This window comes from Haloprofundus sp. MHR1 (assembly GCF_005155585.1).
GTDB classification, from domain to species: domain Archaea; phylum Halobacteriota; class Halobacteria; order Halobacteriales; family Haloferacaceae; genus Haloprofundus; species Haloprofundus halophilus.
Window position 1 is genome coordinate 1,802,983 of record NZ_CP039833.1, and the last position, 23,639, is coordinate 1,826,621.

General features: G+C 65.8%; 23 protein-coding genes and 3 tRNA genes. 5 read left to right on the forward strand and 21 right to left on the reverse strand.

Annotated elements, in window-relative coordinates; all coding sequences use genetic code 11:
• Positions 1-53: 53 nt before the first annotated feature.
• The 7 genes from FCF25_RS09090 to FCF25_RS09120 form a co-directional block, all read right to left on the reverse strand.
• Positions 54-125: transfer RNA gene (locus FCF25_RS09090), tRNA-Ala, on the reverse strand.
• Positions 126-194: 69 nt separating this feature from the next.
• The gene (locus FCF25_RS09095; protein WP_137048326.1) at positions 195-770 is read right to left on the reverse strand and encodes a rhomboid family intramembrane serine protease; all 576 of its coding nucleotides are present in this window, start codon (positions 768-770) and stop codon (positions 195-197) included.
• Positions 771-880: 110 nt separating this feature from the next.
• Positions 881-1,189 (reverse strand): 30S ribosomal protein S10, encoded by a 309-nt coding sequence (gene rpsJ / locus FCF25_RS09100; protein WP_058580640.1) that lies wholly within the window; start codon positions 1,187-1,189, stop codon positions 881-883.
• Positions 1,190-2,458, reverse strand: coding sequence for a translation elongation factor EF-1 subunit alpha (gene tuf, locus FCF25_RS09105; protein ID WP_117592922.1), 1,269 nt, complete (start codon positions 2,456-2,458; stop codon positions 1,190-1,192).
• A gap of 140 nt (positions 2,459-2,598) precedes the next feature.
• Entirely contained in the window at positions 2,599-3,540 is a 942-nt protein-coding gene (locus tag FCF25_RS09110) for a homoserine dehydrogenase (protein ID WP_117592920.1), read from the reverse strand.
• Positions 3,537-4,064, reverse strand: coding sequence for an amino acid-binding protein (locus FCF25_RS09115; RefSeq protein WP_137048327.1), 528 nt, complete (start codon positions 4,062-4,064; stop codon positions 3,537-3,539). Before FCF25_RS09115 ends, FCF25_RS09110 begins: the two co-directional genes overlap by 4 nt.
• 257 nt (positions 4,065-4,321) lie before the next feature.
• Entirely contained in the window at positions 4,322-6,502 is a 2,181-nt protein-coding gene (locus FCF25_RS09120) for an elongation factor EF-2 (RefSeq protein ID WP_117592917.1), read from the reverse strand.
• A 238-nt stretch (positions 6,503-6,740) separates the two neighbouring features.
• Here FCF25_RS09120 and FCF25_RS09125 point away from each other — a divergent pair, with 238 nt between their 5' ends.
• Positions 6,741-7,517, forward strand: coding sequence for a DUF5781 family protein (locus FCF25_RS09125; RefSeq protein WP_137048329.1), 777 nt, complete (start codon positions 6,741-6,743; stop codon positions 7,515-7,517).
• Positions 7,518-7,584: 67 nt separating this feature from the next.
• Here the strand turns inward: FCF25_RS09125 and FCF25_RS09130 are convergent, their stop codons facing one another.
• The 10 genes from FCF25_RS09130 to FCF25_RS09175 all read right to left on the reverse strand — a co-directional run bounded on the left by FCF25_RS09130 (position 7,585) and on the right by FCF25_RS09175 (position 18,529).
• On the reverse strand, positions 7,585-8,205 hold the full coding sequence (locus FCF25_RS09130) for a 30S ribosomal protein S7 (protein ID WP_117592913.1): 621 nt from the start codon (positions 8,203-8,205) through the stop codon (positions 7,585-7,587).
• Between the two features lies 1 nt (position 8,206).
• A complete protein-coding gene (locus tag FCF25_RS09135) occupies positions 8,207-8,635 on the reverse strand; it encodes a 30S ribosomal protein S12 (protein WP_058580647.1) in 429 nt (142 codons plus the stop codon).
• 255 nt (positions 8,636-8,890) lie between these two features.
• The gene (locus FCF25_RS09140; RefSeq protein ID WP_137048331.1) at positions 8,891-9,760 is read right to left on the reverse strand and encodes a mechanosensitive ion channel family protein; all 870 of its coding nucleotides are present in this window, start codon (positions 9,758-9,760) and stop codon (positions 8,891-8,893) included.
• A gap of 87 nt (positions 9,761-9,847) precedes the next feature.
• Complete coding sequence (locus FCF25_RS09145) at positions 9,848-10,231, reverse strand: hypothetical protein (protein WP_137048333.1); 384 nt, start codon at positions 10,229-10,231, stop codon at positions 9,848-9,850.
• Between the two features lie 121 nt (positions 10,232-10,352).
• Complete coding sequence (locus FCF25_RS09150; protein WP_117592907.1) at positions 10,353-10,772, reverse strand: NusA-like transcription termination signal-binding factor; 420 nt, start codon at positions 10,770-10,772, stop codon at positions 10,353-10,355.
• Between the two features lie 5 nt (positions 10,773-10,777).
• Positions 10,778-11,986 (reverse strand): DNA-directed RNA polymerase subunit A'', encoded by a 1,209-nt coding sequence (rpoA2, locus tag FCF25_RS09155; RefSeq protein WP_137048335.1) that lies wholly within the window; start codon positions 11,984-11,986, stop codon positions 10,778-10,780.
• Positions 11,979-14,903, reverse strand: a complete 2,925-nt coding sequence (locus tag FCF25_RS09160) for a DNA-directed RNA polymerase subunit A' (RefSeq protein WP_117592902.1) — start codon at positions 14,901-14,903, stop codon at positions 11,979-11,981. The genes rpoA2 and FCF25_RS09160 overlap by 8 nt, the downstream gene beginning before the upstream one ends.
• Before the next feature lie 6 nt (positions 14,904-14,909).
• Positions 14,910-16,736, reverse strand: coding sequence for a DNA-directed RNA polymerase subunit B (gene rpoB, locus FCF25_RS09165; RefSeq protein ID WP_117592900.1), 1,827 nt, complete (start codon positions 16,734-16,736; stop codon positions 14,910-14,912).
• Positions 16,737-16,739: 3 nt separating this feature from the next.
• Positions 16,740-18,305, reverse strand: coding sequence for a DNA-directed RNA polymerase subunit B'' (locus tag FCF25_RS09170; RefSeq protein WP_117592898.1), 1,566 nt, complete (start codon positions 18,303-18,305; stop codon positions 16,740-16,742).
• On the reverse strand, positions 18,302-18,529 hold the full coding sequence (locus tag FCF25_RS09175; protein ID WP_117592896.1) for a DNA-directed RNA polymerase subunit H: 228 nt from the start codon (positions 18,527-18,529) through the stop codon (positions 18,302-18,304). The genes FCF25_RS09170 and FCF25_RS09175 overlap by 4 nt, the downstream gene beginning before the upstream one ends.
• A gap of 254 nt (positions 18,530-18,783) precedes the next feature.
• Between FCF25_RS09175 and FCF25_RS09180 the strand changes: the two genes are divergently transcribed.
• The 3 genes from FCF25_RS09180 to FCF25_RS09190 all read left to right on the forward strand — a co-directional run bounded on the left by FCF25_RS09180 (position 18,784) and on the right by FCF25_RS09190 (position 19,652).
• Positions 18,784-18,856: transfer RNA gene (locus tag FCF25_RS09180), tRNA-Asp, on the forward strand.
• Between the two features lie 211 nt (positions 18,857-19,067).
• Positions 19,068-19,487 carry a group I intron-associated PD-(D/E)XK endonuclease gene (locus FCF25_RS09185; RefSeq protein WP_137048337.1) on the forward strand — a complete coding sequence of 140 codons (420 nt, stop codon included), beginning with the start codon at positions 19,068-19,070 and terminating at the stop codon, positions 19,485-19,487.
• Positions 19,488-19,579: 92 nt separating this feature from the next.
• Positions 19,580-19,652 (forward strand) — tRNA-Asp (locus FCF25_RS09190).
• Positions 19,653-19,852: 200 nt separating this feature from the next.
• On the opposite strand, the gene FCF25_RS15600 is transcribed toward FCF25_RS09190, so the two are convergent.
• Complete coding sequence (locus FCF25_RS15600) at positions 19,853-19,999, reverse strand: hypothetical protein (RefSeq protein WP_157972672.1); 147 nt, start codon at positions 19,997-19,999, stop codon at positions 19,853-19,855.
• 123 nt (positions 20,000-20,122) lie between these two features.
• Positions 20,123-21,259: an ATP-binding protein gene (locus tag FCF25_RS09195; protein ID WP_137048339.1), complete on the reverse strand. Its 1,137-nt coding sequence runs from the start codon at positions 21,257-21,259 to the stop codon at positions 20,123-20,125.
• 76 nt (positions 21,260-21,335) lie between these two features.
• Between FCF25_RS09195 and FCF25_RS09200 the strand changes: the two genes are divergently transcribed.
• Complete coding sequence (locus FCF25_RS09200) at positions 21,336-21,803, forward strand: carboxypeptidase regulatory-like domain-containing protein (RefSeq protein ID WP_137048341.1); 468 nt, start codon at positions 21,336-21,338, stop codon at positions 21,801-21,803.
• Between the two features lie 50 nt (positions 21,804-21,853).
• On the opposite strand, the gene FCF25_RS09205 is transcribed toward FCF25_RS09200, so the two are convergent.
• Entirely contained in the window at positions 21,854-22,606 is a 753-nt protein-coding gene (locus FCF25_RS09205) for a protein-L-isoaspartate O-methyltransferase (RefSeq protein WP_137048342.1), read from the reverse strand.
• 21 nt (positions 22,607-22,627) lie between these two features.
• Positions 22,628-23,569: a methyltransferase domain-containing protein gene (locus tag FCF25_RS09210; protein WP_137048344.1), complete on the reverse strand. Its 942-nt coding sequence runs from the start codon at positions 23,567-23,569 to the stop codon at positions 22,628-22,630.
• Between the last annotated feature and the right edge of the window lie 70 nt (positions 23,570-23,639).

Here is a 23,639-nt window from a genome sequence, read left to right on the forward strand (position 1 = left end):
CTACGCGGTGAGTGTCCAGAAAACGAACCCTTCGCAATCGGGTTCTTTTCAGATGGACTCGCGGGGATTTGAACCCCGGGCCTCTTCCTTGCGAAGGAAGCGATCTGCCACTGATCTACGAGCCCTCGTCTGCACTCCAACTAACCCGTGGGCCGTACTTGTAGCTTCTGTTTTCGGCCGCCACCGCGAGCCAGTCACACGCTGAGCAGCCGCATCCGCCCGGCGACGAGCCCGAGGACGAACCCCGTCCCGTGGGCGACGATGGCGACGTTCGGTCCCGCACCGAGCGCCGCGACGAGCACCGCGGCGACGACGAGCACCGCGACCTGCGTCCGTCCGTCGAGGTTCAAGCGGCCGAGGACGGTGTCGGTCACCGGGTTCGCCGCCAGCAGGTACCCGGCGAGCGCGAAGATCGCGCCGCTCGCGCCGACGACGCCGACGGCGCGACCGAACACGGAGTCGAAGCTGATCTCGGCGAGTCCGGCGAGCACGCCGGTCGAGAGGAAGAACGCGTGGTAGCGCCACCGCGTCGTCCCCTGTTCGACGAAGAACCCGACGACGACGAGGGCGACGGCGTTGCTGAGCAGGTGACCGAGACCCGCGTGGGCGTACACGCTCGTGACGAGCGTCCACGGGCGGACGTCGACCGGCGGGGCGAGCGCGAACAGCCCGACAGCGCTCCCGAACAGGCCGAGGACGCTCTGGACGAGGAAGACGACGCCGAAGACGGCGAGCGTGTCCAGCGTGGGACTGTTCGACCGGGAGACCATACCGGAGCAACGGCCTGCGGCCGCAAAAGCGTACCTGCGGCTACGGGACCGAAAAATCGTAGAAAGGGGTGGTTGAGACACCGTCGGACTCCGACGGGCCTTAGCGTCAGTCAGTCTTCGAGAACGATCTCGATACTGACGTCGTTTGGCACTTGAATGCGCATGAGCTGGCGAAGCGCGCGTTCGTCCGCGTCGATGTCGATGAGACGCTTGTGAACTCGCATCTCCCAGTGCTCCCACGTCGCGGTGCCTTCTCCGTCAGGCGACTTCCGACACGGAATCTCGAGCGTCTTCGTCGGCAGCGGAATCGGACCGCTGAGGCTGACGCCCGTCTTGCTCGCGATTTCGCGGACGTCGTCACAGATGTCGTCGAGGTCCTCGGGGCTCGTGCCGGCGAGGCGAACGCGTGCTTGCTGCATTTATCGCTCGTTGACCTCGAGCACCTTGCCGGCCGCGATGGTCTGACCCATGTCGCGGATGGCGAAGGAACCGAGCTCCGGAATCTCGCCGGACGGCTCGATGCTGAGCGGCTTCTGTGGTCGGATCGTCACGATGGCGGCGTCGCCGGACTTGATGAAGTCCGGGTTCTCCTCTGCGACCTCACCCGAGGCGGGGTCGAGTTTCTGGTCGATGGACTCGACGGTACACGCGACCTGCGCCGTGTGGGCGTGGAAGACCGGCGTGTAGCCCGCCGTGATGACCGAGGGGTGCTGCATGACGACGACCTGCGCCTGGAACGTCTCGGCGACCTTCGGCGGGTCGTCGGCCGGGCCACAGACGTCGCCGCGGCGGATGTCGTCCTTGCCGACGCCGCGCACGTTGAAGCCGACGTTGTCGCCGGGTTCTGCGCGCGGGACTTCCTCGTGGTGCATCTCGACCGTCTTCACTTCGCCGGAGACGTCCGACGGCTGGAAGGAGACGTTCGAGCCCGTCTCGAGGATACCGGTCTCGACGCGGCCGACCGGGACCGTACCGATGCCGGAGATGGTGTAGACGTCCTGGATAGGGAGACGCAGCGGCGCGTCCGTCGGCGGCTCGACTTCCGGAAGGTCGTTGAGCGCTTCCAGCAGGGTCGGACCGTCGTACCACGACGTGTTGTCGCTGCGGTCTGCGATGTTGTCGCCCTCGAACGCCGAGATCGGGACGAACGTCGCGTCGTCGGCGTTGAAGCGAACCTGGTTGAGCAGGTTCTGGACTTCCTCGCGGACCTCCTCGTAGGAGTCCTCCGAGTAGTCGACGACGTCCATCTTGTTGACGCCGATGATGAGTTCGTTGATGCCGAGCGTACGAGCGAGGAACACGTGCTCGCGGGTCTGCGGCGCGACACCGTCGTCGGCGGCGACGACGAGAACCGCGTTGTCGGCCTGCGAGGCGCCCGTGATCATGTTCTTGACGAAGTCACGGTGGCCCGGGCAGTCGACGATGGTGAAGTAGTACTTGTCCGTGTCGAACTCCTGGTGGGCGATGTCGATGGTGACACCACGCTCTCGCTCCTCTGCGAGGTTGTCCATCACGTAGGCGAACTCGAAGCCACCCTTGCCCTTCTCTTCTGCTTCTTCTCGGTGCTGCTCGATAACGTGCTCCGGAACCGACCCCGTCTCGAAGAGGAGTCGGCCCACGAGCGTGCTTTTTCCGTGGTCGACGTGGCCGATGATGGCCAAGTTCTGGTGCGGTTTGTCTTCGCTCATTGTTTAGCTCACGCGCTAAGGCGCTATGTGGCGTTTCCTTTGGTTGAGGACCCTAAAACGATTTCGATACGTCGCACACCCCACCCCGACGCCGTCTTGCGGTTTGACACTGGCTACCGTGCGGTAGTCGGTGACAACGGTTACTCCAAGCGACGGACGTCCGACAGGACCGCACTCGCCGTCTCGGGGCCGCCCGCTCCGCGGCCGCTGATGTTCAGTCGACCGGCGTGAACCGTCCCCAGTTGGACGATGTTCTGGGTGCCGGTCACCGCGAGCGTCCCGTTCTCGGGGACGAGTCGCGGACCGACGCGAACCCCGTCTGCGGTCGCCTCGCCGATGAGTCGAATCGTCTGGCCGTCCTCGGCGGCGAGTTCGAGCGCGCTTCCGGGGATGTCGCGGATACCCTCGACGTCGGCGTCGGCCAACGAGTAGCCGCCGTCGTAGAGCACGTTGCCGAGGATGACGCATTTCAGCGCCGCGTCCGTCCCCTCCACGTCGAAGGAGGGGTCGGCCTCCGCGACGCCGAGGTCCTGGGCCTCCGCGAGCACGTGGTCGTAGTCGAGTCCCTCGGCGGTCATCCGCGAGAGGATGAAGTTCGCCGTCCCGTTCAGCACGCCGCGGGCGGCGGTTATCTGGTCGGGGCCGAAGTCCGCGATGGTCGAGAGGACGGGAATCGCCCCGCCGACCGTGGCCTCGAACAGCACGTCGCCGTCGCTGTCGCGTTCGAGCGCCCGGAGCGCCTCGTAGCGTTCGGCGACCGGTCCCTTGTTGGCGAGAACGACGTGCCGGTTCGATTCGAGGGCCGCTCGCACGTGCGAGAAGCCGGGTTCGGCGTCGCCGAGCGTCGTCGGTGTCGCCTCGACGAGCACGTCGTACTCCGCCGCGAGCGCGTCGCCGACGGCGGTGTCGCCGACGCTTCCGGTCTCTTCTTTCCGGTCGAGCGCCGCGTCGACGTCGATGCCGTCGGCGTCGACGACCGCGCCCCGCGAGTCCGCGAGCACCGTCACCTCCTGGCCGTAGTCGGCGGCCAACTCGGCGACGGAACGACCCACCGCTCCGGCACCGACGACGGCGACTCTCACGCCGACCCCTCCGCGAGCGGTTCGACGACTCGAAGGTTCTTCCGGTCGGCTATCTCGCGGACGACGGCGAGGACGTCCGTGCGTTTGCCCGCCTGCGTCGCCAGCCTGAGGCGGGCGCTCGACTCCTCGTTTCGACCTTCGGGTGCCGACACCGAGAGGTCCGCCAGGGCCGCGTTCGCACACTCCTCGATGCTTCGCAGCGTGTCCGAGAGGTCGGTGTCGACGAGGTGGCCGATCAGGAGGACGGTCAACTGCTCGCCGTAGCGCTCCGCACCCGCCTGTATCACGTTGACGCCGTTCTCTCGGAGCGCGTCGACGATGGTGTCGAAGCGGTCGGGCGGACACTCCAGGTCGACCTCGACGGGGATGTGACCGCGCGGCGTGAGGTTGCCGCGCTCGTGGTAGATCGAGAGGAGGTTGCCGCCGTTGTCGGCGATGGGCCGAAGCGCCGCCAGCAGCTGTCCGGGCTCGTCGACGAGTTCGAGCCGAACCGTGTGCGGTTGCGGCGTCTGGCCGTCGCTCATCGACTCACCTCCGAAACGCGCCACCCGCCTGTTGTCGACAGGGAGCGGTCGCTTTCTGGCTCCGTGTCGGTACGCCGCGGCTGGTGTGCGCCAATCCGCATACTACGCCTCTGACGCTACGTGGGTTATAACTCTTCGTCACTCGCAATTCTGTCCGAGGGTCGTCACACTGAAAAAGCACGAACGAGCGACTGACACTCCGAGTGGCAGACGCTCGGAGCCGCGAAAGAAGGGAAAACGAGCGCGGAGGCCCGTAGTTAGATGTAGTCGATAGCCGGCGAGAGTTCGAGCTTCATGCCCTTGCGCTCGCGGATCTCCATGATCTTCTCGCGCTGGAGGCTGTCGGAGAGCACGCGGAAGCCGGCGTTCTCCGTGTTCCAGGAGGCGCGGCCCTCGGTCGCAGAGCGGATGTCCGAGGAGAACCCGATCATCTCTTCGACGGGTGCGATACCCTCGATGACCATGAGGTCGCCTTCCTGGTACATGTCGTCGACGCGGCCGCGGCGACCCTGAATCTCGCCGGAGGCCGAGCCCATGTAGTCGGAGGCGACGTCGATGCGGACGTTCTGGATGGGTTCGAGCAGTTTGATCTGCGCGTCGATGAGCGAGCGGTGGACCGCCTCGCGGACCGCGGGGATGACCTGTGCGGGACCGCGGTGGATGGTGTCCTCGTGGAGACGGGCGTCGTGCAGTCGGAGCAGCGTCCCCTGCACCGGCTCTGCGGCGAGCGGACCGTCGTCGAGCGCCTCTTCGAGACCCTCGATGACGAGCTCCATCGTCTCGTTGAGGTGCTGGATACCCTTCGTGTCGTCGATGAGGATGTTCGTGCCGAAGATGTGTTCGACGTTCTGCGAGGTGTCCTTGTCCATGCCGGCTTCCTGCAGCGCTTCGCGGCGCTCCAGTTCGGGCATGTCCATCGCCACCTCGCCGAGCTTGATGGCGTCGACGATGTCCTGCGACATCGGCTCCGCGGTGATGTAGAACTTGTTGTGGCGGTTCGGGGAGACACCCTCGACCTCGCGCGACTGCTGCTGCGGGGCCTCGCGGTAGACGACGATGGGCTCACCGGTGTGGACCGGGATGCCCTGGTTGTCGCGGATGCGCTGGGTGATGACTTCGAGGTGGAGTTCACCCTGTCCGCTGATGAGGTGCTCGCCGGTGTCCTCGTTGATTTCGACGCGGATGGTCGGGTCCTCCTTCGCGACCTGCTGGAGCGTCTGGATGAGCTTCGGCAGGTCGTCCATGTTCATCGCCTCGACGGACTTGGTGATGACCGGCTCGGAGATGTGTTCGATGGACTCGAACGGCGTCATCTCGACGCTGGACACCGTGGAACCGGCGATGGCGTCGCGGAGGCCGGTGACGGCGGCGATGTTGCCGGCCGGAACGCGGCTCACTTCCTCGCGGGAGTCACCCATGAAGATACCGACGGACTGGACGCGGTTCTTGCCCGCGGTGCCGGAGACGTAGAGTTCTTGACCCTTCTCCAGCGTGCCGGAGAACAGGCGTCCGGTGGCGATTTCGCCCGCGTGGGGGTCCATCGAGATGTCCGTCGACATGAAGACGACTTCGCCCTCGTCGTCGACGAGACGCATCTGCTCTGCGAGTTCCGACTCGGCGTCGCCGCGCCAGATGGTCGGGATACGGCGGGGCTGGGCGTCGAGCGGGTCCGGGAAGTGCTCGGCGACCATGTCGAGAACGACGTCCGAGAGCGGCGTGCGCTCGTGGAGCTCCTCGCGGTTGCCCGACTCCTCCATGTCGATGATGTCGCCGAAGGAGATACCGGTCTCCTGCATCGACGGGATGGAGACGCCCCACTTGTACAGCGCGGAGCCGAAGGCGACGGTCCCCTCTTCGACGGAGACGGTCCAGTCGTACTCTTTCTCCTCGGTCATGCCGCGGATGAGCTCGTTGACGTCGGTGATGACGTCGAGGAGCCGCTCCTGCATCTCCTCGGGCCCCTCCTGGAGCTCGTTGATGAGGCGGTCGACCTTGTTGATGAACAGCGCCGGCTTGACGCCCTCGCGGAGCGCCTGGCGCAGCACCGTCTCCGTCTGGGGCATCGCGCCCTCGACGGCGTCGACGACCACGAGCGCGCCGTCGACGGCGCGCATCGCTCGCGTCACGTCGCCGCCGAAGTCGACGTGGCCCGGCGTGTCGATGAGGTTGACGAGGTGGTTCTCGCCCTCCCACTCGTGGGTCATCGAGACGTTCGCGGCGTCGATGGTGATGCCGCGCTCCTGTTCGTCCTCTTTGGTGTCCATCGCGAGCTGCTGTCCGGCAGTCGCGTCGGAGATCATGCCCGCTCCGGCCAGCAGGTTGTCCGAAAGTGTCGTCTTCCCGTGGTCGACGTGAGCGGCGATGGCGATGTTCCGGATCTGCTCCGGCTTGTCCATCAGTTTCTCACATTCCTGTACGATTTTCTTTCGTCGGCCCATTATGAGTGCCCCTACCGGTAGGAGGGTCAAAAGGGTAGTGTTTTGCCGACGCCGAATCCGTCGATAACGGCCGTCTGACGCGGCTCCGTGTGGGTACGTACCACTTATCAAACGAACCGAACGTCACCCCGAATGGGGTTCCCGAACGTTGCTTCGGCGACCCGCTAACGAGTGGCGGTCGCTCGCTACGACGCTCGACACAAGAGTCATACTCTCACGGACCGTGTCACAATCACGCATGGACATTCGCGTGCAGGGACCTGCCGCCCCGGACGCCTTTCTCAGCGCGGCAGACCTACTAGAGACGGAGTACGAGTTGTCGTGGCCGGTTCACGTACGCGTCAGAGACGACCCCGACGAGCGAACGTGGGCGGGCCACTACAGCAACGCCGCCGGCGACTACCACGTGTTGAACATCTCTCAGCAGGCGGTGACGAGCGCGATGGCGCGCGAACTCGCGCTCCACGAGTTCTCCCACATGGCCCGTTACGAGCAGTCACACCCCTCCCACGTCCAGTCGACCGAGGAGGCGCTCTACCTCGCGTTGACGGGGCGGAGCGTCGAGCGGCGCAAACTCGTCCACTGCTACCAGATAGCGAATCACATGAAGGACATCTACGCCGACGACATCACGATATCGGTCGCCCCAGCGGAGAAACTGGTGTACTTCCTCGAATCGCAGTTGGCGGCGGCGCTCGCCGACCAGCCGTCTGCCGTGCCGCGCGCCGACTGGACCCGAACCACCGCCGCCTCCGACCCCGAGATAACGGCGGTCAACGCGGCGTTCGCGCTCGCGCTCGTCGAGCGACACGACCTCGTCGACGACGACCACCGACTGTACGACCTCGCGCACGCGGCCGACGACGACGCACCGAACGTCCGCGTCGACGAGTTCAGACGCCAGTTCCGGTCGCTCGCCGTCGAGACGACCGCCAGCGACTACCGCAAGGCGCTGGTCGACGTGACCCGCGCGTACGCCGTCGGCAGCGGCGGCGGCCCGCAGGCGGCCGACTGAGGTCGCCACGTGAACGAATAGCAAGCGCACCGCTCACCGCCGAAAAAACGAAAGAGAATGTCGCAGATTAGCGGGCCGCGGCGGCGACGCGCTCGCGCTCTTCCTTCTGGCTGATGGGATACGACTGGACGTCGTACTCCGCAGCGCCGAGGAGCTGCTGTGCGAGCGCCTCGGAGGCCGAGGTCGTCGACTTGTAGCTCGTCGATGCGACGCCGTCGGCGATGAACTTCAGCGCCTGGTCGACGCGGCGCTGGGGCGCGACGTCGACGGCTTTCGGGACCGAGATACCACCGTACTTCAGGCGGACGGTCTCCTCACGGGGTGCGGCGTTCTCGACGGCGCGGACGAGAATCTGAACCGGGTTCTCCTCGCTGCGCTCGTTGACGATTTCGAAGGCGTCGCGGACGATGCCGAGCGCCTTCTGCTTCTTGCCCGTGTTGTCCTCGGTCTGCATCAAGCGGTTGATGAGTCGCTCGACGACCGAAATCTCGGACTTGCGGAACTGCTTGGAAGCGTGGCGACCCATCGTGTGCGCGATGGGCGTCACGTTGAGGTAGCGCTGGGTGCTGGGGTCGGTGTACTCGATCTCGGAGACGTCCCAGACGCCGAACAGGAGCGCGCTCGTCTGCGCTTCCTCGCTGTCGGCCGGTGCCTCGGGCTCGGGGGATTCGTTCTCTGCGTCCGACATCTTAGCGCACCGGTTTCTCCGCGTTGCCGCGCACGAGTTCGAGCATCGCGACGCCGTTGACTTTCTCTACCTTGTAGTTGACACCGGAGAGGTCACCCATGGCGCGACCCTTCGCGCCACCGATACCCGCGATGGTCACCTCGTCGTGTTCGTCGATGAACGAGATGGCACCGTCGCCGGGGCAGAACGCCGTGACCTGCTTCCCGTTCTTGATGAGCTGAACACGGACGCATTTACGAATCGCCGAGTTCGGCTGCTTCGCTTCGATGCCGACCTTCTCGAGGACGATGCCCCGCGCCTGCGGCGCACCCTCGAGCGGGTCCGATTTCTTCCGAAGACCGCGTTCGCGCCGCGCGTACTCCGAGTCGGACCATCGCCGCTTCTGACGGTCCTTCTTGAGTTTGCGGGCGGCGTATTTGCCGTTCGCCATAGTGGAAGTGCCTACTTAGTCGAGCTACTTAAGCGTCCTCTTTTCCACTCGTCGAAACGGTCTCAGATTCCTTCTTTCACCCCGCTACTCGAATCTGCGCCCGTTTCGCCGATTCGAACGAACCGCTCTCAGCGCGCCGCAGGTCGAACGCGGCGCGGAGACTCGGTGATTTCGCTTCGCTATCACGAGTCTCCGCCGACGAACGTTCTGTCGTTTCTCGACCGTCGTCGACCGCAGTCGTCCGCGGTCCTGTACTCACTCGTCGGCGCGCTCGACCGCGAGGCCGCCGCCCATATCCACCGCGGAGGTCGCGCCGAGCGTGATGTCGGTGGCCTCGCAGCGAGCCTGCACCCGACGGGCGTAGTCCGAGAACGTGTCGAGCACCGTCCGCCGCGTCGGTTCCGAAACCCAGAACAGCACCTGTACCCTGATGTGGTCGCCCTCGAAACTGCGCACGCGAATCTTCGGCTGAGGGTCGTTCAGGATGGCCGGGTCGGTCACCGCCTCGTCGCGCAGAATCTCGATGGCCTCCTCCAGGCCCTCCTCGTAGTAGACGCCCACCTCCTCGTTGATGCGAAACTGGTTCTGTCCGTACGGCTTCGTGATGACGTTCGTCGTCAGCTCCGTGTTCGGGACGCTGATTATCTCGTTGTCGACGGTCCGAACCCGCGTCACTCGAAAGCCGATGGACTCGACGATGCCTTCGGTGTCACCCCACGCGACGTAGTCGCCGACGTTGAAGTTCGGGTCGGTCACGAGAAACAGCCCGCCGACGAGCGTCCCGAGCACCTCCCGGCCGGCGACGCCCACCGTCAGCGAGACGATGGCGACGGCGATAGTCGAACGCGTCAACACCCGCGTGTACCCGGCCGCCGCCAGCGCCGCGCCGAACGCGACGGCGACGACACCGACGCGGAGGTAGAGTTCGACCGCGCCGACGACCGTCGGGTTGTTCTCGTTTCGCGCCCTGACCGCCCGCACCACCAGCGGTTCGACGACTCCCCGACCTGCGCCGTAGACGAGCACGAACGCGGCGACGAGTTTCACCGCCCGGGCGAACAGTCCGTCACCGACCAGCAGTTCTACGAACGGAGCCGCGACCTGCAGCGCTGCGAGGTCTCCCATACCGACGGTACGGCGTCCCGACCAATAGCTCTCTGGAGGCCCACGTCGCCCGGCAGTTCTACCTTCGGAGCCGATGCTCGGCGAGGCTCAGTAGTAGAACAGCAGTTCGAACTCCCCGTCGCAGTCCGTGCACTGCACCGATTTTCCGCAGAGTTCGTCCTCGAGCGCCGGGTCGGAGACGGGTGCTGTGCGCTGGTGCTCGGTGTCGACTCCGCCGTCGGCGGCGATGGTCGCCTCTCCTGCTCGCTTTCGCTTCCCGTACTCACCGGGGTCGTCGGTCGCTCGCGCGTCGGAGGACTCGCCGCCGGACAGTGCCAACGTCGCACTGATGCGTTCGCCGCAGGAGGGACATCGTATCGAGACGGAGGGCCGGCACTCCGAGTCGACGCTGGACTCGGAGTCGGCAGTGCGCCGCTCGGCGGCGGACTGTGGTCCGTCTGAGACGGACGCCGGTTGCTCGGACTGTGACATACGATAGCAAGACGACGCTCGGTGAGATAGTTATAGGGCTTGTAATAACTGCATGTCACATCCCTAAATCGGGCACCGGCGACGGTGCCGAGCGGTAGGATTGGACTACGGCCCCGTCGGATTACGTCAGTTGGATGTCGTCGATGTCGTAGTGTCGACGCGCCAACGTCCGCGCCGTCTCGATGTTTTGACCGCGCTTACCGATAGCGACGCCGCGGTCGCCGTCGGCCACTTCGACGTAGGCGACGCGGTCGTTCTGGTCGCTGATGGTCACGTGCCGGACCGTCGCCGGCGCGAGCGCGCTCGCGACGAACGCTTCGGGGGTATCGGCGTCCTCGACGAGTTCGACGTTTCGACCGAGTTTGCGCTCGAGTCGCTTCACCGTCTTCCCGCCGGGACCGATGGCCTTGCCCATCTCGCCCGCCCCGACGAGGACGACGATTCGGTCGTCGTAGACGAGGCAGTCGGTGGCGCTCGCGCCGGTCTCCTCGTCGAACGCGCCGAGGTAGCGGCGGGCGTCGTCCGACAGCGTGACGCGCATGGTGGCTAGTCGTCCGAGGGCTGTTCGGTGTTCGCGCTGAACGAGCCCATCCGGAGGTCGACGTCGCCGGTGCCGATGGCGACCGGCTTGCCGACGATGACGTTCTCGATGACGCCGTTGAGGTCGTCCTCTTCGCCGTGGATGGCGGCGTCGAGCAGGTGGTTCACCGTCACCTCGAACGCCGCGCGGGCGAGTACCGACTCCTTCGACCCGGAGATACCGTGACGGCCGATGGACTCGATGGTCCCGCGGTTCGTCATGATGTCCGCGACGAGCATCAGGTGTCGGACGTTCACGTCGTCGAGACCCTGCTCTTCGAGCGTCTCCATCGTCTCGTTGATGATGGCCTCGCGCGCGGCCTCGACGCCGAGGTTGCGGTGGATCTCGTGGATGTTGTTACACGTCGTCCGCGACGCGTCGACGCCCTCGATGGCGAGCACGTCGCCGAACGCCGACCCCTCGGTGTAGAGGACGAACTCCTCGCCGTCGTCGGTCTTCTCCTTGCGGATGACGACGCGGGTGACCTCCTCGATGCCTTTGAACACGACGTCGCGGAGCTCTTCGACCAACTGCAGCAGCTTCCGGTAACTCGGCTGGTCGGGGCCGAACTCGATGACCGTCCCCGACAGTCGAGTCGTCACGCCGAGGGCGTCCTCGATGGTGTCGGCGATCTCGTCGGCGACCTCGTCGACGTTCGAGGCGCGGGGCCACCGCTCCATCAGCGTCTCGTCGTTGAGGTCGACCTGCACGAGCATGTCGGCGACGTTCGTCGACACGTCGCCGAGCGCCAAGATCTTCGACGCCTCGATGCTCCAGACGACCTCGTGGGCCTTCTCGCGGTCCTCGGCGTACTCGTCTTCGAGGTGGACCGTCATCATCGGCGTGTCCGGCGTCTTCCGCGCGTCCACGAGCTCGATGAGCCGCGGCAGCCCCTGCGTCACGTCGATCTCGGCGACGCCCGCGTAGTGGAACGTGTTCATCGTCATCTGCGTCCCCGGCTCCCCGATGGACTGCGCGGAGACGGTGCCGACGGGGTCGAGCGGGTCGACGCGGGTGTCGAGATACCGGACCTCGACGGCGCGGGCGATATCGTCGGCTTTCTCGACGCTCACGTCGTCTCGTTCCTCGATGGTGCGGTACACGCGGTCTTTGAGTCGTCGCGGGAGCTCGGTGTCCTCGACGACGGCCTCGATGTCGTCTGTGATCTCAGTCATCTGATTCTACCTCCTGGGTGCGCGCCTCGCCGAGACGCGGCTCGGCGTGCTCCGAGAGGTTCGTCGGCGGTTCCTCGCGGCCGAGGAACTGCTGACGGGTCGCCTCGTCGTCGAACTCCGCGTCCATCACGCGGTCGGCGATGCTCTCGACGTCGATGTCGTTGTCCTTCGAGGAGGACACCTTCACCGGCGAGGTGCCGTCCTCGCCGAACTCGAACTGGACGATGGTGTCCGAGGTGTCGCGCACCGTGCCGTCGTACTGCGTCTCCAGTTCGGAGAGCGCGTTGATGAGCCGACGCTGCAGATATCCGGACTTGGAGGTCCGGACCGCCGTGTCGACGAGGCCCTCGCGGCCACCCATCGCGTGGAAGAAGAACTCGCGCGGCGTGAGACCGCCGCGGTAGGAGTTCTCCACGAAGCCGTGCGCCTCCGCGGAGAGGTCGTTCGGCTTGTAGTGGCTGAGCGTGCGGTCCTCGTAACCGCGGTTGATGCGCTCGCCGCGAACCGCCTGCTGTCCGACACAGCCGGCCATCTGCGTGAGGTTCAGCATCGACCCACGCGCGCCCGAACGCGCCATGATGACCGCGGGGTTGTCGTCGCCGAAGTGGTCGTCGGCGATCTCACCGGCGGAGTCACGCGCTTTGCCGAGCGTCTGCATGATCTTCATCTCCAGCGTCTCGTCGACGGTGCGACCCGGCAGCGACTCGAGTTCGCCCGCGTCGTACGTGGCGATGAGTTCGTCGATGCGCTCGTAGGCGTTCTCGATGGCCTCGTCGACCTGCTCGCCGGCCTCCTCCGGAATCGACTCGTCGTCGATACCGATGGAGAACCCGAAGTGCATGATGGCGCGCATCGCCAGCGCGGAGATCTCGTTGACGAACACGCGAGCGCGCGTCTCCGAGTACACTTTGGTGATGGTGTCGACGATCTCGCCGCCGAACGCGCCGACGGCGTCCTCGTCGATGGTGCCGCCGACGAGCTGACCGTCCTCGATGACGACGTCGTCGCCGGTCGAACTGCTGAACTCCAGAGAGAGGTCGTCGGGCAGCAGCTCCGAGAAGATGGAGTGGCCCGTCCAGTAGGACTCGCCGTTCTCCTCGCCGTCCGGCTCGGGCAGCTCGTCCACGCGGGTCGCGCGCAGCAGGTCGAGCGCCTGCGTCTCCGTGAACTTCGGATTCTCGTGGGTCAGCAGGTAGGTGCCGGAGATGTGGTCCTGAATCGCGCCGATGATGTTCTCGCCGAAGCGCGGGCTGAGAATCTGTTCCTGCACGCGCATGAGGACGCGCGCCTCCGCGCGGGCCTCCTCGTTCTGCAGCGCGTGCATGTTCATCTCGTCGCCGTCGAAGTCGGCGTTGTACGGCGGACAGACGACGGTGTTGAGCCGGAACGTCTTGTACGGCATCACGACCACCTCGTGGGCCATGATGGACATCCGGTGCAGCGACGGCTGGCGGTTGAAGATGACGATGTCGCCGTCGATGAGGTGCCGGTTCACTTCCCAGCCGAGTTCGACTTTCTCTGCGAGTTCCTCGCAGTTCTTCTCGGTCACCTTCAGACGGCGACCGTCGGGGCGCTTGACGTAGTTCGCGCCCGGATGGTTCTCGGGGCCGTTGCGGACGTACTGCCGGGCCTCCTCGATGTTCCGCTCGGTGACGTTCATCGTCTGCGTCATCTCCGACGCGACGCGGTCGGGGACGCCGACCTCGTTGAGCGAGAGCGTCGGGTCCGGCGAGATGACGGTACGCGCCGAGAAGTTGACGCGCTTGCCGGAGAGCGAGCCGCGGAAGCGACCTTCCTTGCCCTTCAGGCGCTGACTGAGCGTCTTCAGCGGGCGACCGGAGCGGTGTCGCGCCGGCGGCGTGCCCGAGATCTCGTTGTCGATGAACGTGGTGACGTGGTACTGCAGCAGTTCCCAGAGGTCCTCGATGATGAGCTGCGGAGCACCGGCCTCACGGTTCTCCATGAACCGCTGGTTGATGCGGATAATGTCGACCAGCTTGTGGGTCAGGTCGTCCTCGGAGCGCTGGCCGTTGTCGAGCGTGATGGACGGACGCGCCGTCACCGGCGGCACCGGCAGCACGGTGAGAATCATCCACTCGGGGCGCGCGCGCTCGGAGTCGATGCCGAGCGTCTCCATGTCGTCGTTCGGGATGTCCTCGAACCAGTCGCGGATGTCCGAGGGCATCAGCTTGTTCATGTCCTCGACGGTGAGGTCGATGGAGAGCGCCTTCTCGATGGCTTTCCGGTCCTCCTTGCGGGGGCGGAACTCCCCGGAGAGAATCTGGTTGACCCGCTGGAGGTCGATGTCGGTCTTCTCCGCGAGCTCCTGCGGAGCCATCCCCTCTCGGTCTTCCTCCTCGTCGGGCTGCATCGCCTCGGCGATGAGTTCGGAGTACTCGCCCGAGAGCACGTCCTGGACCTCGTAGTACGTCGTCGGCTTCTCGTGTTTGATGTCGTGCTGCGGTTCGTTGCAGTGCGGGCAGCGCTTGGCCTTCCGCGCCTGCCGGACCGCGGCCTTCATCACGTCGCTCCAGTCCTCGCTGAGTTCCTCGGCGCGCTGCATGCGAGCGCGGAACTCCGCCTGCTCCTCGTCGGTCAGCGCGAGACGACCGCACTGTCGACACGTCGAGCGCAGCAGCCGGCGGATGAGCTTCGTGAAACCGACGTGGATGACGGGCGCGGCCAGTTCGATGTGGCCGAAGTGGCCGTTACACGACCCGGAGTGCTGACCGCAGGTTCGACACTCCAGTCCGGGGTCGATGACGCCCAGTCGCGGGTCCATCAGCCCCATGTCGATGGGGTAGCCGTCGTCGTCGTAAGTGTCCGCCGTGATGACCTTCGTCGCGGACATGTCTCGGTACGTCTCCGGGTCCATCAGCCCGAAGCGGATGCCGCCGATCTCTTTCGGTGTTTGCATTGACATTTAAACTGCGTCCTCCAGTTCGAGTTTCGGTCGAATGCCGAGCGCCTTCATCTCGTCGAGCAGGAGTTTGAACGCGTAACTCACCTCGACGCGGTGGATGTTGTCCTCGTCGCCGGTGACGGGGTCGTAGATGCGACGCTGTTCGCGGTCCTCGACCGCGACCATCCCGGTGTCCGCCGAGATGTACACCTCCTCGCGGTCCGAGGAGTCCAGCAGCCGTTCCTTCAGCGCCATCGCCGCGCCGTGGCCGATGAGCACTTCGCGCTCCATCTCACCCACGCGCAGCCCACCCTCGCGGGCGCGACCCTCGGTGGGTTGGCGGGTGAGCACCTGCACCGGCCCGCGCGAGCGGGCGTGCAGTTTGTTGCTCACCATGTGGTACAGCTTGTGGTAGAAGATGACCCCGACGAAGATCTGGGCCTCGATCTTCTCGCCGGTGACGCCCGAGTACATGACCTCCTTACCGGAGGACATGAAGCCGTGGTCTTCGAGCGCGCCGCGGAGTTCGTCTTCGCTCTCGCCCTGGAACGCCGTCCCGTCGACGCGTCGGCCTTCGAGCGCGCCGACTTTGCCGCCGAGCATCTCCAGCACGTGGCCGACCGTCATCCGCGACGGGAGCGCGTGCGGGTTGAGAACCAGGTCGGGGACGAGGCCGTCGGCCGTGAACGGCATGTCCTGCTGGGGCGCGAGGTGACCCACGACGCCTTTCTGTCCGTGTCGGGAGGCGAACTTGTCGCCGAGTTCCGGAATCCGCTCGTCGCGGACGGAGACCTTCGAGAGCTTCGAGCCGTCCTCGCCCTCCATCAGCGTCACCGTGTCGACGACGCCGTCTTCGCCCGAGCGCATCGTGACGCTCGTCTCGCGTCGCTTCTGCGGGCTGAGCCCGCCCATGTCGTCGGGCTCTTCGAGGAACCGCGGCGGCGACGTCTTGCCGAGCAGCACGGAGTTCTCGTCGACCACCGTCTCGGGATTGACGAGGCCGTCCTCGTCGAGGTGCGTGTACGCGTCTTCCCCGCGCGCACCGCGCACGTCCTGCGACGGAATCTCGAAGCGGTCCTCCTGACCGCCGGGGTAGCGGCGTTCCTCTCCCTCGTAGGTGCGGAAGAAGTGCGAGCGCGCGAGCGCGCGGTCGACCGACCCCTTGTTCATGACGAGCGCGTCCTCGATGTTGAACCCCTCGTAGCTCATCACGGCGACGACGAAGTTCTGCGCCGCGGGGCGCTCGTCGAAGTTGATCTGCTCGGTCGTCTGCGTCTTCACCATCGCCAGCTGCGGGTAGTGCATCAGGTGCTGACGCGTGTCCGGGCGGATGCGGTAGTTCGCCGACGGGATGCCGAGCGACTGCTTCATCATCCCCGCGCCCATCGTGATGCGGGGCGAGGCGTTGTGTTCCGGATACGGAATCATCCCGGCACCGATGCCGAAGATGAGCTGTGGGTCGATCTCGAGGTGCGTGTGGTCCTCGGTGAGTTCGTCCTCGTCGACGCCGACGAAGATGTCCTCTTCCTCCTCGGCGTCGATGAACTCGATGTAGCCGCGGTCGACGAGGTCCTGGAACTCCAGTTCCCCGCTCTCGACGGCCTCGATCTCCTCGTCGCCGAGCAGCGGTTCGCCGTCCTCGACGACGATGAGCGGACGGCGGGCACGGCCCGCGTCCGCGTTGATGATGACTTCGCGGGTCCGACCTTTCACCGAGACGTTGACCATCTCGCTGACGTCGCCGCGTCGTCGTGCTTCCCGAATCTGTTCCGCGAGCTGGTTCGGGTCCGGGTGGGTCCCGACCAGGCTCCCGTTGACGTATACTTTCGCCTCTCGTGCCTGAGCCATGGTTTAGTCGTCCGCCGTCGTCGGTTCGACGCCTTCCAGTCCGGGCATCCCCTCGACACCCATCGACGCCAGTTCTCGTTTCAGTGCCTGTTCGTCCTCGACGTTCTGCGAGAGCTCCATCGCCTGCGCGAAGTTCTTCACCAGTCCGCAGTTCGGTCCCTCAGGGGTCTCGGAGGGACAGATGCGACCCCACTGGGTCGCGTGCAGGTCGCGCGCCTCGAAGTGCGGCTGCGAACGCGACAGCGGCGAGCGGAGGCGGCGCAGGTGAGACAGCACACCCATGTAGTCGGTCCGGTCGACCAACTGCGAGACGCCGGAGCGGCCGCCGACCCAGTTCCCCGTGGCGATGGGGTGTTCGAGCCGCTCGGTCAGCACGTCGGAGCGGACGACCGTGTTGACCGTCAGATTCCGGTTCCGCATGTTCGCGCGTTCGAGCTGGTACTTCACGTCGCGCGCGAGCTTGTTGAGCGCCGTCCGGAACAGGTCCCTCATCAGGTCGCCGCTCACCTTGAGGCGCTTGTTGGCGTAGTGGTCCTTGTCGTCGGCCTCGCGGCGCTGGAGCGCGAGCTCGAAACACGCCTCGGCCATCCGGCAGAGGTAGAACGCCTTGTTGATGCGGACCTCTTCCTCCTCGACGCCCTCCTCGTGGAGATGCGGCAGGAGGTACCGGTCGATGACATAGTTGGCGCGCTTCAGCTGGTAGTTCTTGCCCTGACCGCTGGCGACGCGTTTGCCGAGGGTCTCGATGGCCTCCTCGGTCGTCTGGACGTCGGCCTCCTCCAGGTTCTCCAGCATGAACTTCACGATCTCCGGGTCGTCGGAGACACGGTGGACGATCTCCTCGTCGGATTCGAGTCCCAGCGCGCGAACGAGCGTCACGAAGTTCACGGAGCCGGAGACCGAGGGGAACGACACTTCGAGCAGGCCGTCGCGGCCGCGCTCGCAGAGCACGAGCGCGCGGTAGCCGCGGCGCTGGCTGAACGTCTTGGCGACCTGAATCTCGTCGCCGTACTTCGTGTCGTACTCGGCGAGAATCTTGTTCGGCGCGAGGTCCTCGCTCGTCATCAGCACGCGCTCGGAGCCGTTGACGATGAAGTAGCCGCCGGGGTCGACGGGGTCCTCGCCGATTTCGACGAGCTCGTCGTGGTCGAAGTCGGAGATGTTGCAGCGCTCGGAGCCGACCATGATGGGCATGCGGCCGACTTTCGTCTCCGTCGAGTCGACGACGACCTCCTCTTCCTCCTCGCCGCCGCGCACGATGGACATCTCCATGAACACGGGCGCGGAGTAAGTGATGTTGCGGAGGCGCGCTTCCTGCGGGTACAGCAGTTCCTCGCTGCCGTCGGCCTCGCGGACGCGCGGGGTGACGACCCGAACGTCGCCGAGTTCGACGTAGACGGGTTCCTCGCCCTCCTTGTCGCCGATGTCGGTGTCGATGGTCTCCTTCTCGTCGACGACCTCCTGCATGCCGCGTTCGAGGAAGGCGTTGAACGAGCGGAAGTGGTGCTCTGCGAGGCGTTCGTCCGAGAAGTACTGTCGGGAGATGGTGCGTCGGTCTTGTCGATTCATTCGATCACCAGCCGATAAACGACTGCTTGGTCCGTCGTTCGCGAGTCGCGTACGATTCTGACGACGTCACCGGGTTCGGCCTCGTCCGGCAACGCCGGGTCTTTTCGTTTGATCTTCGGCAGATTCGTCCGTTCGACGTTGTACTCCTGAAGCACGGCGTCGACGTCCTCCTCGTCGACGAGCGTGTGCTCCGGGACAAGTTTGTGTTGGCTTACGTCTACCATGGGTGGGGCTTGTGGGAAGAAGCTCTCACGAGATACTACAGCGGCATTAACGACCCACCCATATAACACTTGTCAAGCGCGCGGCGCACCGCTAACCGGCCGTGGTCGAACCCACAGCGGGAACCTGCATTACACTGCAACTGAACGTAACCGATTATATGCTTTCCGGCCACGCGGGTCGCGGTATCCCGCCGCACGGCGCGTCAGGATGGTAAGCGTTATTTACGACACGGCGAAACGGATGAATGCAGTAAGCCCGGGTGGTGTAGTGGCCTATCATACGACCCTGTCACGGTCGTGACGCGGGTTCAAATCCCGCCTCGGGCGTCTTTCTACCGCGGTTACGTCGTGAGCGAGTCGTCTAGTCGCCGAGCGAAGTGACTCCGGGTGCATACTCACGGAGGGATTTTTGAACGAGCGCAGTGAGTGAAGTCGGGCGGATATAAAAGCCCGCCTCGGACGCTTCAGATTCCGACCCAAATGCAACGTCCCCTCGATCTCCGGAGATTCACATTCGATTGGGCAGAGACACCGAGATGTGAACACATCTCGCCGTGGTGATGAAACGGAGGCTACTATACTCGGGGCACTGATGGCTCTCGGTTGCTCGGTATCAGTACCGTTTGGAGACAGCGACCGCTACGACTTGATTGTCGACGACTCGGAGGCACTGCATCGTGTCCAATGCAAAACCGGAAACTGGGTCAATGGTGCTATCCGGTTCAATCTCTACAGTTCCACCGTAGTCGAAGGCAGTCGGGTCGACGCAGAGTATACGCCCGACGAAATCGACGCGTATGCCGTCTATTCGCCGGAGACGAAGCGTGTGTACTGGATTCCTATCTCGGACACTGGTGCCGGCGAGATGCGACTTCGAGTCGAAGACCCCCATCCGAAAGCGCCGAAGTCACGGATCAACTGGGCCAGCGACTATCTTGTCACCGAGCAGTTCGACTGACCGGTCGTCTATACCTCTTGACGATGGTGTTGTGTCTGCGCCGCATATCGACACCCATTAATAACTTCGACCAGTACGTCTTGATGCGTCAGGCCCGGGTGGTGTAGTGGCCCATCATACGACCCTGTCACGGTCGTGACGCGGGTTCAAATCCCGCCTCGGGCGTACTTTTTCCGCGAGCAACTCCGACGAGCGCCGCCTATCGTGTGCCCGCCGCACCGTGAGCGGCAGTACGACCATAGAAGGGATTTGAATCAGAGAGTGAAGCGAGCACGGCGAACGAAACGACCGTGGTTCAAATCCCGCCTCGGGCGCTTCTCTGAAGTTCGACCCGCGAGCGAAGTCGCCGCGCGGTCGGCAACGACTCAGCCGAACACGTAGAGCAGTCCACCGGCCAAGAAGAACAGCGACAGTGCGAGCAGCAACGCGACCATCACCGCGAGAAAGGGTTTTCCCGTCGCTCCGGCGACGAGACGCGAGAGAACCGACCGGCCCGCCGGGTCGTCAGCCATGTTTCGGCGTTCGGCCTCCGGTCGCCTGTACCTGTCGATACGCGCCGAGTCACCTCACCTCGGCGGAGACGAGCACTCCCCGACACCGGGTCGGGTGCGTCCTCGACTCTGGAAGAGAGAGTGTTAGGTCGACTCTCCGCTCTCGCGTCGGTCGCCGCGTCCGTCCGCACCGTCGGCGACTCGACTCGCCCGCGGGTTGCCCCCACCGTGCGGGGTGTCTCGCTCCCGTATCCGGACCGCGTGCGCCGACTCGGTGGTGTCGTCGACGACGAGCGCGTCGCCGGTCCGCGTCGGCAGCCGCTCGCGTATCGTCCCGGCGAGGTACGTCGGCTGTGCCGCCGTCAGCGCGTCTACGTCGGCCTGCATCGTCAGTCGGTGGGCGACGAGGAGGTCCGCCTGCGAAACGGCGACGTCGGGCAGCGCACTCGGGCGCTGTGTCGCGGCGACGAGACTCATCCCCGGCGCGCGCCCGCGAGTGAGGACCGTCCGTAACGCGTCGGCGGCGACCCCGTCGAAGAACGCGTGCGCTTCGTCGACGAACAGCCACGGCAGGCGTGTCGGTTCCCCCAGCGGGGACGAGACGGCGGACGCACACCGCTCGTACAGCCCCCCTGCGACCGCCGCGCAGACCGCGTTCGCCGGCGCGTCCGGGGTTTCTGAGAGGTCCAACACGGTCGCCTCGCCACCGAGGAGTTCGTCGACTGCGAGGCCCGCCGGGTCGAACACGCCCCACGAGTCGGCGAGTCGGAGGTGGTTTCTCGCTGCGCGTCGGGCCGTCTCTCCGGCGTCTGCATCGGCGACGTACGTTCGCATCGCCGACAGCGAGTTCTCTTCGGTCGCCGCCTGCCAGACGACCGTCCCCGCGGGACTCTCCGAATCGAGGCCGACGAGCCCAGGCCACGACGCCGGTGGCAACGAGTCCGCCGCGACAGCCGGGGTTTCGACGACGGTGGCGGCGACGTCGGTCGCCGACGAAGCGGCCGCGAGCCCCGAGAAGACGCCCATCGGGTCGACGACGACGGGCGCCACGCCGTCCGCTCGGGCGGCGGCTTCGGCGAGTACCCCGAGCGTGTACGACTTCCCGCTCCCTCGCTTCCCGACGACGAACGCCGCGTGCGGTTCGTCGAAGTCGATTCCGACGGGTGCCGCGTCGCTCCCGTCGCGGGCGCGGTACGTTCCGAGACGCCCGGTCGGTCGCGTCGCGCCGGTCTGTGGGTTCCGAGATTCGAACTCTCCCGCCGTTCGTCCGAGAACGTGCATACGAGCCGTGAGCCTCGTTCTGTCGCTTCAACGCTCGCACGAGAGTTTAAACCAGGGAAGGGAGCCAGACCGGTGTATGCTCGACGCACTCCGAGGACAGTTCGGCAGATTCCGACAGGACGAACGCGCTATCGAGGGGCTTCCCATCCGCCTCGTCATCGCACTGGTCGTCGGGGTGGCCAGCCTCAGCGTGATGATGAACATGATAAGCGGGATTCAGGGGCTCGCCGTCGTCGAGGTCGACGTTCGGCCCTCGCCGGACGTCGTCGGCCCCGGGGAACAGACGCTGACGCTGACGGCCGTCGATGCGGACGGCGACCCGGTCGCCGACGCGACGCTCGTCGTCAAGAGCGGCAGCGCCAGTCTCGAAGCGGTCCAGACGGCGACGACCGGTGCGAACGGTGAAGCGATGGTGACTGTCGACCCGTCGCTCGGACCGAACCAGGAGGACGGGACGCTCGTCGTCGAGGTGAAACCACCTGCGGGAAGCGAGTTCGTCGACCGACGGGCGAACACGAAGATACTGGTGATTCGCGGCGGGTGAGCGTCCGGAGTTCGTCGACTCCCTCGACTCGACTCAGAGGTGTTCGTCCCTCAGAGGTGTTCGTCCCAGTCGACCCACTCCTGTTCCCAGCCGGCGCGAGCGTGCCAGCCGCTCTCGGCGTACTCGCGGTCCTCGCGCACCGTCCGGTTCCGCGCCAGCCCGTCCGGTTGTTCGCCGTCGACCAGCATCGGCGCGAACTGGACGGGACCGTAGCGCTCGACGACGCCGTCCGGTCCGGCCGCCTCGGGACCGGGTTCGACGGCGACGAGCGTCTGTTTCGGGCCGCCCATCGGGAAGACGAGTCTCCCCGAGGGCGCGAGTTGGTCGACGAGCGAACGCGGGGGCCGAATCGCCGCGGCTTCGAGGAGAACTCGGTCGAACGGGGCGTACTCGGGGTAGCCGCTCGCGCCGTCGCGGCAGTCGACGAGGACGCCTTCGTACCCGGTCTGAGCGAGGCGCTGGCGGGCGTAGAGCACCATCCGTCGAGAGATGTCTATCGCTTGGACGTTCGATTCGCCGACCAGTTCGGCGACGACGGCGGCGGTGTAACCGACGCCGGCACCGACGACGAGAACGTTCTCGCCCCCCGTCGTGTCGAGTGCGGAGAGCAGTCGTGCGACGGTCGAGGGTGCGAGTACGCGACTCCCGTTTTCGGTCGCGTCTCTGTTCGCGTACGGCTGGTCGTCGACGAACTCGTGGCGCGGAACCGTCCGCATCGCCACGTCGACGCGTTCGTCGAGGCGTTCACCGAGCGACTGTTCGAGGCCATCGACCATGTCCTCGCGCAGTACCGCGGGGTCCATACCCCCCTTGCGGGACGGCGACTAATCAACTCCGCGCTTGTATCCCCCGACCGCTCGGAGGTCGGTCCCCGGCACGTCGTCGACGCGGACGGCTTCGAATCCCGCTTCGGCGAACCACTCGCGGTACTGCGCGTCGGTGTGCGCGCCGCCGCTACCGGTCGCGAGCGCCTCCATCGACGCTCGAACCGTCGCTGTCGACGACGAGCGACCCCGGACGGGTTCGACGAAGACGGCCGCCCCGCACGCCGACAGCGCGTCTTCGACTGTCGAGAAGAGCGTCCGAACCTCCGCGACATCGAGCGAACGACAGAGGTTCTCGCCGAAGACGAGGTCGTACGTCCCGTCGGCCACCGTCGCCAGCGACCGGCGTTCGAGCGTCACGTCCTCGCGTTCGAGCGCCGGAGCGACGTACTCGACGACGTCGTCGCCGTCGCACATCGTCGTCTCGAAGCCCCTGGCGGCGAACTCGCGGGCGTAGACGCCCGACCCGCCCGCGACGTTGAGTACGCGCTCCGCACGCGGTGCGAGACGGATCGCGGCAGTGACGGACGCCCTCACGACCGCCTCGTCGGTCGCGGCGTGTGCGCCGAGCCGGTTGACCAGCGAGTCGTCGGACGGTTCCGGCGGCGTCCCCGTCGTCATCGTCTCGGGGAGCGCCGTGTAACGGTCCAGCACGTCGAGCGCGTGCGGAAGGCGACCGATGGAGCGCACGTCGCGTTTGGCGAGAAAGCCGAGTGCGCGGTTCGTCACCTCGTACTCGTCGCCGACGCGCCGGAGGAAACCGAGGTCTGCGAGCGACTCGACGACGACGCGCGCCGCCTCGGGCGTCACCTCGGTCTCCGCGGCGACGGCGTCGGCGGTTCCTGCCCGACTCGTCAGCGCGTCGAGGACTCCGGTCTCGCGGGCCGCCCAGAGGAGAAACAACGTCTCGATGTCGAAGCCCGAACGAGGTGCGGTCGGCATAGAGACGGGTGAGCGGGCGGTCGGCAAAAAAGGGTCGTTGCGTGGCCCCGACGGACCGGGAGGGACGGCG